The organism is Streptomyces sp. NPDC045021 (assembly GCF_056432645.1).
On the sequence record NZ_JBWKIQ010000003.1, the window covers coordinates 62,311 to 77,424 of the forward strand.

13 protein-coding genes and 1 other RNA gene are annotated in these 15,114 nt (G+C 71.1%); 12 read left to right on the forward strand and 2 right to left on the reverse strand.

Annotation, left to right across the window (positions count from 1 at the left end):
* Window positions 1-69: 69 nt before the first annotated feature.
* Window positions 70-258: a MafI family immunity protein gene (locus AC07DC_RS11575; RefSeq protein ID WP_478914191.1), complete on the forward strand. Its 189-nt coding sequence runs from the start codon at window positions 70-72 to the stop codon at window positions 256-258.
* A gap of 122 nt (window positions 259-380) precedes the next feature.
* On the forward strand, window positions 381-1,007 hold the full coding sequence (locus AC07DC_RS11580; protein WP_478914192.1) for a hypothetical protein: 627 nt from the start codon (window positions 381-383) through the stop codon (window positions 1,005-1,007).
* An 82-nt stretch (window positions 1,008-1,089) separates the two neighbouring features.
* Here AC07DC_RS11580 and AC07DC_RS11585 read toward each other — a convergent pair whose 3' ends face one another.
* Entirely contained in the window at window positions 1,090-1,278 is a 189-nt protein-coding gene (locus AC07DC_RS11585) for a hypothetical protein (RefSeq protein WP_164299236.1), read from the reverse strand.
* Between the two features lie 273 nt (window positions 1,279-1,551).
* Here AC07DC_RS11585 and ftsE point away from each other — a divergent pair, with 273 nt between their 5' ends.
* The 5 genes from ftsE to ssrA all read left to right on the forward strand — a co-directional run bounded on the left by ftsE (window position 1,552) and on the right by ssrA (window position 5,501).
* A complete protein-coding gene (ftsE, locus tag AC07DC_RS11590) occupies window positions 1,552-2,241 on the forward strand; it encodes a cell division ATP-binding protein FtsE (protein WP_138357585.1) in 690 nt (229 codons plus the stop codon).
* A gap of 55 nt (window positions 2,242-2,296) precedes the next feature.
* Window positions 2,297-3,214: a permease-like cell division protein FtsX gene (gene ftsX / locus AC07DC_RS11595; RefSeq protein WP_478914193.1), complete on the forward strand. Its 918-nt coding sequence runs from the start codon at window positions 2,297-2,299 to the stop codon at window positions 3,212-3,214.
* Window positions 3,215-3,281: 67 nt separating this feature from the next.
* Window positions 3,282-4,466, forward strand: coding sequence for a S41 family peptidase (locus AC07DC_RS11600; protein ID WP_478914194.1), 1,185 nt, complete (start codon window positions 3,282-3,284; stop codon window positions 4,464-4,466).
* Between the two features lie 18 nt (window positions 4,467-4,484).
* A complete protein-coding gene (smpB, locus tag AC07DC_RS11605; protein ID WP_478914195.1) occupies window positions 4,485-4,964 on the forward strand; it encodes an SsrA-binding protein SmpB in 480 nt (159 codons plus the stop codon).
* Window positions 4,965-5,111: 147 nt separating this feature from the next.
* Window positions 5,112-5,501, forward strand: a transfer-messenger RNA (tmRNA) gene (gene ssrA, locus AC07DC_RS11610).
* A gap of 28 nt (window positions 5,502-5,529) precedes the next feature.
* On the opposite strand, the gene AC07DC_RS11615 is transcribed toward ssrA, so the two are convergent.
* Entirely contained in the window at window positions 5,530-6,864 is a 1,335-nt protein-coding gene (locus AC07DC_RS11615; RefSeq protein WP_478914196.1) for an MFS transporter, read from the reverse strand.
* A gap of 110 nt (window positions 6,865-6,974) precedes the next feature.
* Between AC07DC_RS11615 and AC07DC_RS11620 the strand changes: the two genes are divergently transcribed.
* The 5 genes from AC07DC_RS11620 (at window position 6,975) to AC07DC_RS11640 (ending at window position 14,798) form a co-directional block, all read left to right on the forward strand.
* Entirely contained in the window at window positions 6,975-7,976 is a 1,002-nt protein-coding gene (locus tag AC07DC_RS11620; protein ID WP_478914197.1) for a LysR family transcriptional regulator, read from the forward strand.
* Between the two features lie 230 nt (window positions 7,977-8,206).
* Window positions 8,207-9,586, forward strand: a complete 1,380-nt coding sequence (locus tag AC07DC_RS11625) for a nitrate/nitrite transporter (RefSeq protein ID WP_478914198.1) — start codon at window positions 8,207-8,209, stop codon at window positions 9,584-9,586.
* A gap of 331 nt (window positions 9,587-9,917) precedes the next feature.
* Window positions 9,918-11,297 carry a uroporphyrinogen-III synthase gene (locus AC07DC_RS11630; RefSeq protein WP_478914199.1) on the forward strand — a complete coding sequence of 460 codons (1,380 nt, stop codon included), beginning with the start codon at window positions 9,918-9,920 and terminating at the stop codon, window positions 11,295-11,297.
* Between the two features lie 194 nt (window positions 11,298-11,491).
* Entirely contained in the window at window positions 11,492-12,235 is a 744-nt protein-coding gene (locus AC07DC_RS11635) for a CGNR zinc finger domain-containing protein (RefSeq protein ID WP_478914200.1), read from the forward strand.
* Window positions 12,236-12,467: 232 nt separating this feature from the next.
* On the forward strand, window positions 12,468-14,798 hold the full coding sequence (locus AC07DC_RS11640; protein WP_478914201.1) for a HelD family protein: 2,331 nt from the start codon (window positions 12,468-12,470) through the stop codon (window positions 14,796-14,798).
* The last annotated feature ends 316 nt before the right edge of the window (window positions 14,799-15,114 follow it).

Genomic DNA, 15,114 nt, shown 5'->3' on the forward strand with positions numbered 1-15,114 from the left:
GATGACTTCTATTCTCGACGTTCGTTGGTGGTCCAGCTCTTGCGGGAATCTCCTATAACATCCCCCAAGGTGCTTGCGAGCATCGATGTCCTGCTTGCTGCGGGCGAAGAGGTTGAAGCCTTCGACATGCTGTGTTCGTGGATCTACGAGGATGAACTTCCTATATTCAGGGAATACTATGCGCGAATCGTAGCCGCTGCTGAGATGCTAGGGACGCCAGGTTCCGCGGAAAGGCTTGACGAGTTGCTCATCGATTGACGATCGGGGGATTCGGAATTTTGATGGAACGGGAATTGTCGGGATGTAGCCGCATAAACAAGGCCTTCGTACTGGTGGCTTTGATGGGAGTTGCAGGCTGTGGCGGACCCGGGGGTGGTTCCGTGTCGCAATCTGCGAGTTCCGCACCGGCGCCGACCGTCACCGCCAGTCCCGTCAAAGTACTGACCGCGGCGCAGCTCTCGGCCGCGGCTCTCACCGTCGAGAATCTGGACGCCGCCGCAGGTGACAAGGTGAGTACGCCGAAGGCGAGCGTCGGTCACGCGAGGGCGGACAAGCCGGCGTGCCAGCCGCTCGCGGATCTGCTGAGCGCGTCGAGTGCGGTTGCGCCGCGGGCGTTCGTGGACCGGAACGTGGTGCAGGCGGTCAGTCCCAAGGCGCCGGTTCGGCTGCGGCTGGCGTCGTACGGGCCCGGAGACGCGGAGCGGGTGCTGGAGACGATCAGAACCGCGGTAGGCGCGTGCGGGGGTGGGTTCAAAGCGTCGGACTCCGACGGGGCAACGCAGTTCGCGGTGAAGGCGGATCCCACCGCCTACGGCGGCGAGGAGCCGCTGGGGGTGTGGCTCACTCCTGCTGCCGGCGGCAAACTGCCGATCGACATCTGGGTGATCCGCGCGAACGGCGTTCTCGCGTACTTCAGCACGGTTGATCTGCCCGAGGATCCGTATCAGACGATGCCGACGGAGGTCGTCACCGCCCAGGTCGGAAAGATGGTGGGGCCCTCGTCCTGATCGCCGGGCGGCCGGGGCAGTGAGAAGGGGCCAGGGAGCGCGCTCCCTGGCCCCTATATACGTGGCGGGCGCGCCGGGGCGGCTACGTGGCGTGTTCGACGACCAGGACGACTGCCAGCAGGGCCACCAGGAGGGCGATCAGGGCGGCCGGGGTCAGGGCGGACCAGGGGTTTTCCTGCTGGAGGCGGGCGCGGTTGGCGCGGCAGACCGCGCAGCGGCCCTCGCTCACGGGGCCGGCGCAGTTGGCACATACCAGTCGGTCGGATGTCATGCGATCTCCTCCTCCGCCCGGTGAACGCGCCAGTGGGCCGTTCGGTTCCTCCACTGTGCCAGCTTCGGGCACAATCGGCGCGCCTCGCACGATTTCACAGGGTGACGTGCATGGCCCGATGCCTGGTTTGTCCCCCTGTGCCCTGTGCGTAAACACACGATCCCAGGACGCCGACTGCGCGCCCCTACGCCATTCGCGTATGGTCGCCCACACCAGGAGAGCCGCCCCTGCGGTTGTCCGCCCCCAATATCCGGCTACCTCACTGGTGCGAACGTGATCCGATTCGACAGCGTCACCAAGACCTACCCCAAGCAGAACCGTCCTGCACTTCGGGATGTCTCGCTGGAGATCGAGAAGGGCGAGTTCGTCTTCCTCGTCGGTTCGTCGGGGTCCGGAAAGTCGACCTTTCTCCGGTTGATCCTGCGCGAGGAGCGCACCGACACCGGCATGGTGCACGTCCTGGGCAAGGACCTGGCGAGGCTCTCCAACTGGAAGGTTCCGCAGATGCGGCGTCAGCTGGGCACGGTCTTCCAGGACTTCCGGTTGCTTCCGAACAAGACCGTCGCGGAGAACGTGGCGTTCGCGCTGGAAGTGATCGGGAAGCCGCGCGGGACGATCCGCAAGACCGTTCCCGAGGTGCTGGACCTGGTCGGCCTGGCCGGCAAGGAGGACCGCATGCCGGGCGAGTTGTCCGGTGGTGAGCAGCAGCGTGTGGCCATCGCCCGCGCCTTCGTCAACCGGCCGATGCTGCTGATCGCGGACGAACCGACCGGAAACCTGGACCCGCAGACCTCGGTCGGCATCATGCGTCTGCTGGACCGCATCAACCGCACCGGAACCACCGTGGTGATGGCCACCCACGACCAGAACATCGTCGACCAGATGCGCAAGCGCGTCATCGAGCTCGAGAAGGGGCGACTGGTGCGCGACCAGTCGCGCGGTGTCTACGGCTACCAGCACTGAACCCGAACCGGGTTCTGCTCCGTAGTCATAGCCACCAGCCCCCTGAAAGGACATCATGCGCGCCCAGTTCGTCCTGTCGGAGATCGGCGTCGGTCTCCGGCGCAATCTCACCATGACCTTCGCGGTGATCATCTCCGTCGCCCTCTCGCTCGCCCTGGCAGGTGGATCCTGGCTGGCCAGCCAGCAGGTCGACCACATGAAGGGCTACTGGTACGACAAGGTCCAGGTGTCGATCTTCCTGTGCAACAAGGCGGATGCGAAGAGCAACCCGTCGTGTTCCAAGGGCGCCGTGACGGACGAGCAGAAGGCGGCGATCAAGGCCGACCTGCAGAAGCTCCCGGTCGTCGAGACCGTGTACTACGAATCCGCGCAGGAGGCGTACAAGCACTACCAGGAGCAGTTCAAGGACTCGCCGATCGCCGGATCCCTCACTCCTGACCAGCTGCAGGAGTCGTACCGGGTCAAGCTCAAGGACCCGACGAAGGTCCAGGTCGTCGCCAGCGCGTTCTCCGGACGTCCGGGCGTGCAGGAGGTGCAGGACCAGCGCAAGCTGCTGAAGAACCTGTTCGACCTGCTCAACGGCATGACCAGGGTGGCGTTCTGCATCATGGCCTTCATGGTGATCGTCGCGATGCTGCTGATCATCAACACCGTGCGCGTCTCGGCCTTCAGCCGCCGCCGCGAGACCGGGATCATGCGCCTGGTGGGCGCGTCCGGCTTCTACATCCAGATGCCGTTCATCGCCGAGGCGGCCTTCGCCGGCCTGGTCGGTGGCGGAGTGGCGTCCAGCATGCTCATCGCCGGCCGGTACATGCTCATCGACCACGGGCTGAAGCTGCAGGAAAAGATCCCGCTGGTGAACTTCCTCGGCTGGGGCGACGTGCTCAAGGTGCTGCCGGCGGTGCTCGTGGCCAGCATGCTGATGCCCGCCCTCGCCGCCCTCGTCACGCTGCGTAAATACCTCAAGGTCTGAGTGCCGCTTCGGGTGGTCTGCGGCCAACTCTCCGTATGGCGCCCGTTTCTGGCCTAGACTTCCCGCCATGTCCGGCCGGTTGAAGTTCGGGACGCCACGCGGCTCACGCCGGGGGGCCGCCCTGACGTTGGTTTTCGGCGCCGTGCTCGCCGGCGGCGCGGTGGCCGGCACCTGGACGGTTCCGGCCCGCTCCGCGTCGGCCGCGCAGAGCAGGATCCCGGCGGGCAACGTCGCCGACACCGACGCGATCGCCAAGGCGATCGACGACGGCAAGGTCGGCCCGGAAGCCGCCGAAGAGCTGGTCAGCCGCAGCGGCGACCGCTGGTCCTCGTTCTACACCGCACAGGAGTACGCGGGCCTGCAACAGGCCCTGGACGGCCGCTACGTGGGCGTCGGGCTGTGGGTTCGGCGCACCGGCAATGGCTGGATCCAGGTGGCCCGGGTACAGGCCGGCAGCCCCGCCCAGCGCGCGAGGGTGCAGGTCGGCGACCGGTTGCTGTCGATCGACGGGGTGCGGGCGGACGGCAAGCCGGTCACCGAAGTCGTGGCGGAGCTGCGCGGCGACAACGTCTCGGGGTCCGTCGTCCGGCTCGGCGTGGATCACGCCGGCGGTAACCACGAAGTCACGCTGCGTCGCGCGGTGCTCGCCACCGAGGCCGTCACCGTCGGGAAACTGGACGGGGACATCACCTCCATCAAGATCGAGGCGTTCACCAAGGGCGTCGGCGGGCAGGTGCGGTCCGCGGTGCGGGACGCGGTGCGCGCCGGCAGCCGGGGCGTGCTGCTCGATCTGCGCGGCAATTCCGGCGGCCTGGTCACCGAGGCCGTTACGGTCTCCTCGGTCTTCCTCGACGGCGGCCTGGTCGCCACCTACGACGTGCACGGCCGACAGCGCGCCCTCTACGCCAAGGACGGCGGTGACACCGAGACCCCACTGGTGGCCGTGGTGGACGGCGGCACGATGAGCGCCGCGGAGCTGCTCGCGGGCGCCCTGCAGGACCGTGGCCGGGCGGTCGTGGTGGGCTCGCGGACCTTCGGCAAGGGCGCGGTGCAGATGCCCAGCGAGCTGCCGGACGGCTCGGTCGCCGAGCTGACCGTCGGCCATTACAGCCTGCCCGACGGGCGGAACGTGGACGGCCGCGGCATAGAGCCGGATCTCACGGTGAGCGGCGGCTCGACCCCCTCGGGACCCTCCGACAAGGCGGTGGCGGAGGCCAGGGAAGTATTGAGTGGCCTCAGACCCCCCTCCTAGTGCGAGAATGGCCGCGCTATGGCGAAAGAGACTGGTCACAAGCTGATCGCGCAGAACAAGAAGGCGCGCCACGATTACCTCATCCTGGACACCTTCGAGGCAGGCCTGGTGCTGACCGGCACCGAGGTCAAGTCGCTGCGCATGGGCCGTGCCTCGCTGGTGGACGGCTTCGCGCAGCTGGACGGCGGTGAGGCGTGGCTGCACAACGTCCACATCCCCGAGTACACGCAGGGGACGTGGACGAACCACGCGGCGCGGCGGAAGCGCAAACTGCTGCTGCACAAGGCCGAGATCGCGAAGCTGATCCACAAGACGCAGGAGTCGGGCCACACGATCATCCCGCTCCAGCTGTACTTCAAGGACGGCCGGGCGAAGGTCGAGATCGCGCTTGCCAAGGGCAAGAAGGAGTACGACAAGCGGCAGACCCTGCGCGAGAAGCAGGACACGCGGGAGTCGAACCGGGCGATCTCCGCGGTCCGGCGGCGCCAGCGCGCCTGACGCAGGCGCCCGACGGGACCCGGGCCCGCCCCGGACGCGCGGGAATGCAGTGGCCCGTCAAGGCGTTGGTCACGTACGATGGGTGCAGCGCCACCGGGTCCGTCGGGTTCGCCCGCCTGCTCCGGTGACACTTTGAAAAATCAACATGGGGATGATCGGTTTCGACTGGGGATGTCGAAGCAGGGGAAGCGAGCCGAGGAAGCGGCAATGATCTCGTTAACCATATGTCGCAAAACATAATCGCCAACACCAAGCGCGATGCCTCCGCTTTCTCCCTCGCTGCCTAATAAGTAGCTAGAGAGAAAGCTCTACGGAGTGTCAGCCCAGGAGCTGTTCCCGGCCTGGATCCTGGCATAATCAAGGGAACTAAACTTCATGACCCGGTCACGGGGGCTTGAAGGAAACCAAACAGTGACTGAGCCCGTTGGCAACTTGTCCGCGTGATTGCCAGGGCTGAGAAAAGCACAGCGGACTGCGCTCGGAGAAGCCCTGATTCCGCACCACAGGACGCGGGTTCGATTCCCGCCATCTCCACCAACCCCATGTATGACGAAGGCCTCGCCGCTCACCGCGGTGGGGCCTTTTTCATATGCGCGATGCGCGATGCGCGCAGGTGGACCCGAAGGGCCAGGGCGGCGGCGAGAGCGGCCGCGGCGGCGGGGAGCCAGAAGCCGGTGCCCGGCGGGAGGCGTTCTGCGGCGCTGCCGGCGAGGGCCGCGCCGGTGGAGATGCCGGCCAGGATGCCGGTGACGGCGAGGGTCATGCCCTCGTTGAGGCGGGCGGCAGGGGCGAGGTTCTGGACCAGGGTCATGCCGTTGACCATGGTGGGAGCGGTGGCGCAGCCGGCGAGGAAGAGGCAGCAGGCGAGCATCGGCAGGTCGCGGGCCAGCAGCGGCAGGGTCATGAGGGCGGCCATCGCCGCCACCGAGGCCGCGAAGCGGGCCGTGGCGGGGCCGGCGGGCCGGGACAGGCCGTAGAGCAGGCCCGCAGCGCCGGATCCGGCGGCCTGCAGGGCGAGGACGGCGCCGGCCGCGGAAGCGTGCCCGCGGGCGTCGGCGTAGGCGATCGTGGTGACCTCCAGCGCGCCGAAGATCACCCCGGTGCAGAAGAACACGGCCAGCAGGGCCGGCAGGCCCGGTACGCGGAGCAGGGAGCCGGTACGGGACGCGGAGCGTCCCGGGGCGGGCGGTTCCGTTCCGCGCTGGGCGGCGAAGAGCAGGACGCCGGCGAGCAGCAGGACGTTCGCGACCAGCATCCCCGCCTCGGGGAAGAGCGCCGTGCACAGGAACGCGGCCAGGACCGGGCCGAGCATGTAGCACAGCTCGTCGGCGACCTGCTCGAAGGAGTTGGCCACGTGGCGGGCCGCGGGGTCGTCGCGGTAGAGGTGCGCCCAACGGGCGCGGGCCATGCCGCCGGTGTTCGGGGTGGTGGACTTGGCGATGTACGTGGCGAAGAGCGTCCAGGACGGAGCGTCGTAGCGCACGCACAGCAGCAGGGCGAGACAGGCCGCGACGGACCATGCGGTGGCGGGCACGGCGACTCTGGCCTGCCCGTACTGGTCGGTGAGGCGGGCTATGACGGGGGCGAGGACGGCCGTCGCGGCCATGCCGGCGGCGGCCACGGCGCCCGCCAGGGCGTAGGAGCCGCGGGTCGTGGCGACCATGATGATCAGGCTGACGCCGAACATCCCCATGGGCGCACGGGACAGCAGGCTGCCCACGGTGAAGGCGGTGGTCCCCGGGGCGGCGAAGATCCGCCGGTAGGCGCCGAAGCGGCCGGGCCGCCCAGGCCGAACGGGCTGCCGGGGCGGGCGGGTGGCGGCCGGCTGGTTGACGGTGCGGTCGGCGGCGATGAGGGTGCCGCCGCTGGCCATGAGCAGCAGCGGTGCGGAACGGTGCATGTGATCAGCCTCGTGGCGGGGCCGTGCCGCGGTCCAACACCTGATCGGCGGCCATTGACGCATTTCTGTTGTCAATTCCCGTGGACCCTGGGCCGGTGTTCAATGGCGGCGTGCCTCATGACCTGGAACCCCGTCTGCTGCGCGCATTCACCGCCGTGGCCGAGGAACTGCATTTCTCCCGCGCCGCAGCGGCGCTCTACGTGGCGCAACAGGCCCTCAGCCGCGACATCCGGCGGCTGGAGCGGGAGTTGGGCACCGAATTGTTCGTCCGCACCACCCGGCGCGTCGAGCTCACCGCCGACGGCGAAAGGCTCCTTCCGCACGCGCGGCGGGTGCTCGCGGCGCAGGACGAGCTGGCCGCGGCCTTCGCGGCGGCCGACCGGCCGCTGCTCGTCGATGTCAGCTCGCCCGTCAGCACGGGGCGCCGCGTCCTGGACGAGGCGCGTGCGGCGGCTCCCGGCACCGAGCTGACCGCCCGCTTCCACAGCGGCCTCACCGGGGCCGCCGCCGACATCCTCGCCGGCCGGCTGGACGTATCGTTCGGCCGCGTCGCGGGACTGTCCCCGGCCGTCCTGTCCCGGCTCGACCACCGGCCGGTGCGCTTCGAGCCGATGGCCGTCGTCCTGTCGCAGGAGCACCCGCTCGCCCACCTCCCGCGGATCCCGCTGGACGCGCTCGCCGGCGAGACGCTGTACGCCGGGGCCGGGAATCCCACCACCGCCGAGTGGACGGATCTCGCCGAGCGGCTCTTCGCGGGGCGGGGGATCGCGGTGGCCGCGCCCTTCCCGCAGATCGAGGGCGAGGCGGAGTTCATCCGGCTGGTGGCCAAACACCGCTGGCCGGTGCTGGCCACCACCGAGTTCCTCGACATGCCGGGCGCGGTGCTCCGGCCGCTGGTGGACCCCGTCCCGCTCGCCCTGGTCTCGATGGTCTGGCGCCGCGGGCTGCGCCACCCCGGACTGGCCGCCCTGCACGAGGCGGCGACCCGACTGGCCGCGGCCGGGGAGTGGCTGCGCCGCCCCGCCGGCAGCTGGCTCCCCGATACCGACGCGCGCCTGGCGGCGCTTCCCCGCCCCGAAGGGCACCCCACCGTGCCCCTCGAACCCGGCTAGGCGCGTCCCTCCGTGCCCCTCGAACCCGGCTAGGCGCGTCCCTCCGTGCCCCCGAATCCGGCTAGGCGCGTCCTACCGGGTTCCCCGAACCCGGCGACGCGGGTCTCACAGCGCCCCCCGGCGCCGGGTGAGTGCATGGTTCCCCCCGCGTCACCTCGTGCCATCGGGCGGTAACCGGCCATTCCTACTGTCGTGGAGAACACCCGACATCGGCTGGGCCTGGAGGCGTAATGAGTGCCACCGCTACGGAAACGCGCAAGGGGGGCCGCTGGATCGAGCAGTGGGACCCGGAGGACACCGAGTTCTGGGAGAACGGCGGACGCAGGATCGCGAACCGCAATCTGCTCTTCTCCATCCTGTCCGAGCACATCGGCTTCTCCATCTGGACCCTCTGGTCGGTCATGGTGCTCTTCATGGGGCCCAAGTACGGCATCGACCCGGCCGGAAAGTTCTTCCTGGTGGGGATGGCGACCGCGGTCGGCGCCGTCGTCCGGGTCCCGTACACGTTCGCCGTGGCGCGCTTCGGCGGCCGGAACTGGACGGTCTTCAGCGCGCTGATGCTGCTGCTCCCCACCATCGCGGCCGCGGTCGTGATGAAGCCCGGCACCTCGTACACCACCTTCATGGTGGTGGCGGCGCTCACCGGGGTGGGCGGCGGCAACTTCGCCTCCTCCATGACCAACATCAACTCCTTCTTCCCGCTCCGTAAGAAGGGCTGGGCGCTCGGCCTCAACGCGGGCGGCGGCAACATCGGTGTGCCGGTGATCCAGCTCGTCGGGCTCCTGGTGATCGGTACGGCGGGCGCCTCGCACCCGCGGATCCTGCTCGGCGTCTACATCCCGCTGATCGTGATCGCGGCAACGCTGGCCGCACTGAAGATGGACAACCTCGAGCCTGTCAGGAACGACACCGGCGCGGCCAAGGAGGCGGTGAAGGACCCCCACACCTGGATCATGTCCTTCCTCTACATCGGCACCTTCGGCTCGTTCATCGGCTACAGCTTCGCCTTCGGCCTCGTGCTGCAGAACCAGTTCGCCCGCACCCCGCTGCAGGCCGCGTCGATCACCTTCATCGGGCCGCTGCTCGGCTCGCTGATCCGCCCGGTCGGCGGGCGCCTCGCGGACCGGTTCGGGGGAGCACGCATCACGCTCTGGAACTTCCTCGCGATGGCCGCCGCGACGCTCGTGATCGTGCTCGCCTCGATGCAGAAGTCGCTGCCGGTCTTCACCACGGGATTCATCGCCCTGTTCGTCCTCACCGGGCTCGGCAACGGCTCGACGTACAAGATGATCCCCGGCATCTACCACGCCAAGGCGCTCGCCAAGGGCCTCAGCGGCGAGGAGGCCGCGACGTACGGGCGCCGGCTCTCCGGGGCGTCCATGGGGCTGATCGGCGCGGTCGGCGCGCTCGGCGGCCTCGGCATCAACCTGGCGTTCCGCGAGTCCTTCCTGACCGCGCACACCGGAACCCCGGCCTTCGTCTCCTTCCTGGCCTTCTACGCGGTGTGCTTCACGCTCACCTGGGCCGTATACCTCCGTCGCCCCGCCGCTCCGCCGGTACTCTCACCGGCGGCGGAACCGGCGCCGCAGCTGAGCTACGCGGAGGTGTGAGCGGGCCCGGCCGCGCCGGGGCCCGGCGGTTCCGGGCGGGCCCCGGCGTCCCGGATCCGGCCGTAGGACGTGAACCAGCACGTAACACCGGGGAAATCCTGGCGAACCCCGCCCGTCACCCCGTGTTGGCACGATGCGTCTGACCAACGGGGCGGCCTGACGTTTCAGCAGGCCGGGCACGACCTGCCCGCCGTGCGACGGCTCACAGCCGCCGCACGGCGGCGTTCGGCGCTCCGGCCGTCCGGCCGATCCCGGCAGACGGCCGGATGGGAGCATCCACCGGCGGCGGGGGCCACCAGGTACGTGTACCTCCAGCGGAGTGGGGCAAGCCATGCAGGTGCGGAAGGCAGAACAGCGAGAGGACGGTGCGCGGGCGCCGTCGGCCGCGCTGGGTGCGGGCATTACGCCGGCGGAAACCCGGGCAGCCACCGAATCCACGGCCGACGAGCCCAAGCCCACCGAATCCACGGCCACCGAACCCAAGCCCACCGAATCCACGGCCACCGAACCCACGGCCACCGAACCCACACCCTCGGCCGAGGCCCCGGTCACGGCTCCCGGGAAGGTCGCCGCGGCCGCGTCGGTGCTGCCGCTGGCCGGCTTCACGGTCGGGGTGACGGCGGCCCGGCGCGCCGACGAGCTGGTCGCGCTGCTGGAGCGGCGCGGGGCGGCGGTGCTGCGGGCACCCGCGCTGCGGATCGTGCCGCTGCTCGACGACGCGGAACTGCTCTCGGCGACAAAGGAACTGCTCGACAACGGCCCGGACATCGTGGTGGCCACCACTGCGATCGGGTTCCGCGGCTGGGTCGGCGCCGCTGACGGTTGGGGCCTCGGCGAAGCCCTGCTGGCCCGGCTGAGCGGGGTGGAGCTGCTCGCCCGCGGCCCCAAGGTGAAGGGCGCGATCCGCGCGGCCGGGCTGACGGAGACCTGGTCGCCCGCCTCCGAGTCGATGGCCGAGGTCCTCGACCGGCTCCTGGAGCACGGTGTGGTGGGCCGGCGGATCGCCATCCAGCTGCACGGCGAGCCGCTGCCCGGCTTCATCGAGGCGCTGCGGGCGGCGGGCGCCGAGGTCGTCGGCGTACCGGTGTACCGGTGGATGCCGCCGGAGGACATCGGCCCCGTCGACCGGCTCATCGACGCGGCGATCGCCCGCTCACTCGACGCGGTGTGTTTCACCAGCGCCCCGGCGGCGGCCTCCCTGCTGGAGCGCGCCGAACGGCTCGGCCGGCTCGACAAGTTGGTCGACGCGTTGCGGCACGACGTCGTGCCGGCCTGCGTCGGACCGGTCACCGCCCTCCCGCTGGAGGCCCATGACATTCCGACGTTCCAGCCGGAGCGCTTCCGGCTCGGCCCCCTCGTCCAGCTGATCGCCGCCGAACTGCCGGGACGCGTACGGGCGTTGCCGGTCGCGAGCCGGCGGGTCGAGATCCGCGGCCAGGCGGTCGTCGTCGACGGCGAGCTGCGGACCGTACCGCCCGCCGGCATGGCGCTGCTGCGCGCGCTGGCCCGGCGGCCGGGGTGGGTGGTCTCGCGCGCGGATCTGCTGAAGGCCCTGCCGGGCGCGGGCAGCGACGAGCACGCCGTCGAGACCGCGATGGCCCGGCTGCGGACGGCGCTGGGCGCGCCCAAACTCATCCAGACCGTCGTGAAGCGCGGCTACCGGCTGGCGCTGGACCCGCTGGCGGACGAGAAGTACGCGGGGGAGGAATAACCCCGCTCCTCGGCCCCCCACCGGCCCACCCACCGGGCCGGCCGCCGGCCCGTCCACCGCCCGGCTCACCCGCGCGCTCCCGGCCCCGTCCACACACCTGCCCACTGGCCCGTCCCTTGACCTAGCCCACGTGGCCCCGGCGGGGCACTCTGGGGGCAGCGGGTCACGGGCGGCAGCGGAAGGGTGACAGGCACATGACGGTTACGGCCTCGTCCGAGCTTCGATTCGACACCGGGCGGGTGAGCCTCGACCTTCTCGCGACGGTCACCGGACGGCTCTCCGAGGAGCCCGTCGACCGTCTCGACTCGCCGCGGCGCCTCACCGAATGGCTGTACGGCACCGGGCTCGTTCCGAGCGGTACGTCGGTGGCGGTCGACACGGCGTGGCTCGGCCGCTTCCTGGTGCTGCGGGACGTGCTGCGGCGGGTCGTGGCGACCCAGCTCGCCGCTGCCGCCGGCCCGTCGGACGCCGCGCTGCCGTCACCAGGAGCCTTAGCGCCGTCACCGGCAATGGCAACGGCCGCGGCGGAGGCGTCCGCGCCCGAGCCGTCGGCGAAGTCCCCGGCCGAACCGTCCGAACCGTCCGAGCCGCTTGCCGCAGTGCCCGCGGCCGCCGACATCTCCCGGCTCAACGCCGACGCCCTCGCCGCCCCGCCCGCGCCCAGCGCCCGGCCCGCGCCGGACGGCACCCTCGTCCGCACCCTGGCCGCGCAACCCGACTGCGGCGCCCTGCTCGCGGCCGTCGCCCGCGACGCCGTCGAGCTCCTCACGGATCCCGCCGCCCGCGCCCAGCTGCGGCAGTGCGAGGGGGAGAGCTGCTCCCTGGTCTACCTCGACGCGTCGCGCGGGCGGCGGCGCCGCTGGTGCAGCAGCGAGGTCTGCGGCAACCGGGAACGCGTCGCCCGCCACCGCCGCCGCGCGGTGGCCGCCCAGGCCTGACCCCGCGCGAGCGATCACGGCTCCCCGACGGACGACCGGCCGGGGGTCCACCGGGGCTCGGCCGGAATCCGCCGGAGATCGGCCGATGATCGGCCGGGGTGGGGAATCGCAAGCCCGGCGCAGGCGGAGTGGTGCGCAGGGGGGTGCGGGTCGCGTACGGTTGCAGGCTGCCCCGTGCGTGTAGCCGAACCCGCACGGAGCGCTCTCAACGCACAGGAGAAGGGGGTCTTGCGTGGCCGCGCAAACCGCAGCGCCCGGGGGGGTCCGGGACGTGGAGATCGCCGTCGAACAGGCGCACCTGGACCGGGTGTACCGCCGGCTCGAGGAGAAGATCCACGAAGCCGAGTTCCTTATGGATGACGCCGCCAAGCGCGGCCAGGTGGGAACACCCGGCGCGCTCGCGGAGCGCGACGCGCAGGTGTTCCGCGCCGGATTGCACCTCAACCGGCTCAACGCGGAGTTCGAGGACTTCCTCTTCGGACGGATCGACCTGCTGCAGGGCAAGGACGGGAAGCGCGGTGCCGACGGCGCGTTCACCTCGCTCGAACCGGCGGACGACGCCGTCGTCAATGACGCCGCGAAGATCGCGGAAGTGCTGCACATCGGCCGCATCGGCGTCCTGGACGCCGATTACGCGCCGCTGGTGATCGACTGGCGGGCGCCGGCGGCCGCGCCGTTCTACCGCTCGACACCGGTCGCCCCGGGGCGGGTGGTGCGCCGCCGCGTCATCCGTTCCAAGGGCCGCAGGGTGCTGGGGGTGGAGGACGACCTGCTGCGCCCGGAGCTGGAGACCGGGCTGCCGGTGGTCGGTGACGGCGCGCTGATGGCCGCGCTGGGACAGGCCCGCAGCCACACTATGCGCGACATCGTGGCGAGCATCCAGGCCGAGCAGGACATCGTGATCAGGGCGCCCGCCGCGTCCGTCACGGAGGTCACCGGGGGCCCCGGCACCGGCAAGACGGCGGTCGCGCTGCACCGCGCCGCGTACCTGCTCTACCAGGACCGCCGCCGGTACGCGGGCGGCATCCTGGTCGTCAGCCCGACGCCGCTGCTGGTCGCGTACACCGAAGGCGTCCTGCCGTCGCTCGGCGAGGAGGGCCAGGTCGCGATCCGCGCCGTCGGCTCGCTCGTCGACGGCGCGGAGGCCGATCTGTACGACGAGCCCGCGGTCGCCCGCATCAAGGGCTCGCTGCGGATGCTGAAGGTGCTGCGCAACGCGGCGCGCGGCGCGCTGGAGGCACCGCAGGCGGTCAAGCCGCAGCAGCAGGCCGCCCTCTTCGAGGACGACGAGGAGGAGAACGAGGCCGACAAGCGGGTCTCCCGCACCACGTTGCGCGTCGTGGCCTTCGGGCGGCGGCTGGAGCTGGGCGAGCAGGAGCTGTCGTCGATCCGGCACAACGTGCTGGGCGGGACCGCGCCCGTGAACCTGCTGCGCCCGCGCGCCCGCAGGCTGCTGCTGGACGCGCTGTGGCGGAAGGCGGGACGCCGCTTCGACGACCAGGAGCTGGCCGCCGAGGAGCGCCAGGGCTTCGACGAGGACATCTCGACGGAGCCGGAGTTCCTGGACTTCCTGCAGGCGTACTGGCCGATCCTCACCCCGCGCGGGGTGCTGGCGGCGCTGGCCGACGAGAAGCGGCTCGGCCGGTGGGCGCGCCGCGTGCTCACCCCGCCCGAGGTGCGCCGGGTGGCGCGTTCGCTGCGCCGCGACGGCGTGACCGTGCACGATGTGGCGCTGCTCGACGAGTTGGAGACGCTGCTGGGCCCGCCGCCGCGCCCGAAGAAGCGCGACGCGGACCCGCTGGACATGCTCACCGGTCTCGACGAGGTCACCACCTCGGCCGACCGGATGGGCGGCGGCCGCCGCAACCGGGGCGACCGGCTCGACGAGGAGCGCGCCGAGTACGCGCACGTGATCGTCGACGAGGCGCAGGACCTGACGCCGATGCAGTGGCGGATGGTCGGCCGCCGCGGCAGGACCGCGACGTGGACGATCGTCGGTGACCCGGCGCAGAGCTCCTGGACGGATCCCGACGAGGCCGCCCAGGCGCGCGAGGAGGCGCTCGGCAGCCGGCCGCGCCGCCGTTTCACCCTGACGGTCAACTACCGCAACCCGTCGGAGATCGCCGACCTGGCGGCGAAGGTGCTGAAGCTGGCGATGCCCGGCATGGAGTCGCCGCGCGCGGTGCGCTCCACCGGCCTGGTGCCGCGCTTCGCGGTGGCCGGCCCGGATCTGGGCGCAGCGGTGCGCGCGGAGGCCGAGCTGCTGCTGGCCGACGTGGACGGCACGGTCGGTGTCGTGGTGGCCATGGGCCGCCGCGGGCAGGCCCGCAAATGGCTGGCGGGCCTGGGCGAACGGGTGGTGGCGCTGGGCAGCCTGGAGGCCAAGGGGCTGGAGTACGACGCGACGATCGTGGTCTCCCCGGCGGAGATCGCCGACGAGTCGCCGGCCGGACTGCGGGTGCTCTACGTGGCGCTGACCCGGGCCACCCAGCGGCTCACGGTGCTCTCCGGCGAGCGCGACAGCCCCGACGAGTCCGGCGTCCCGGACCTGCTGCGGGACTGACCCGGAGTCACACAGCACCGGTGCGGGACCGACCGGGAGCCGGACAGGACCAGGTCCGTCAGGTCGGGTCCGCTCCGGTGCGGTCCGTCGGGTCCGGTCCGCTCGGCTCCGGCCCGGCGGCACTCCTCCGGGGGGTGCCAAGTCCGGTCCCCGTAGGGCCGGATGGCCGTGGAACGACGACGGGCGCTCCTCGTGAGAGGGGCGCCCGTCGGACGTTGGTGACACCGACCCGCCATGCTCGCCTCGCGGCAAGTGGGCGCTCGAAGCGCCTAAGGTTGGGCCCGGGGGCTTGGATCGAGCCGGTGCCGTACCCAGG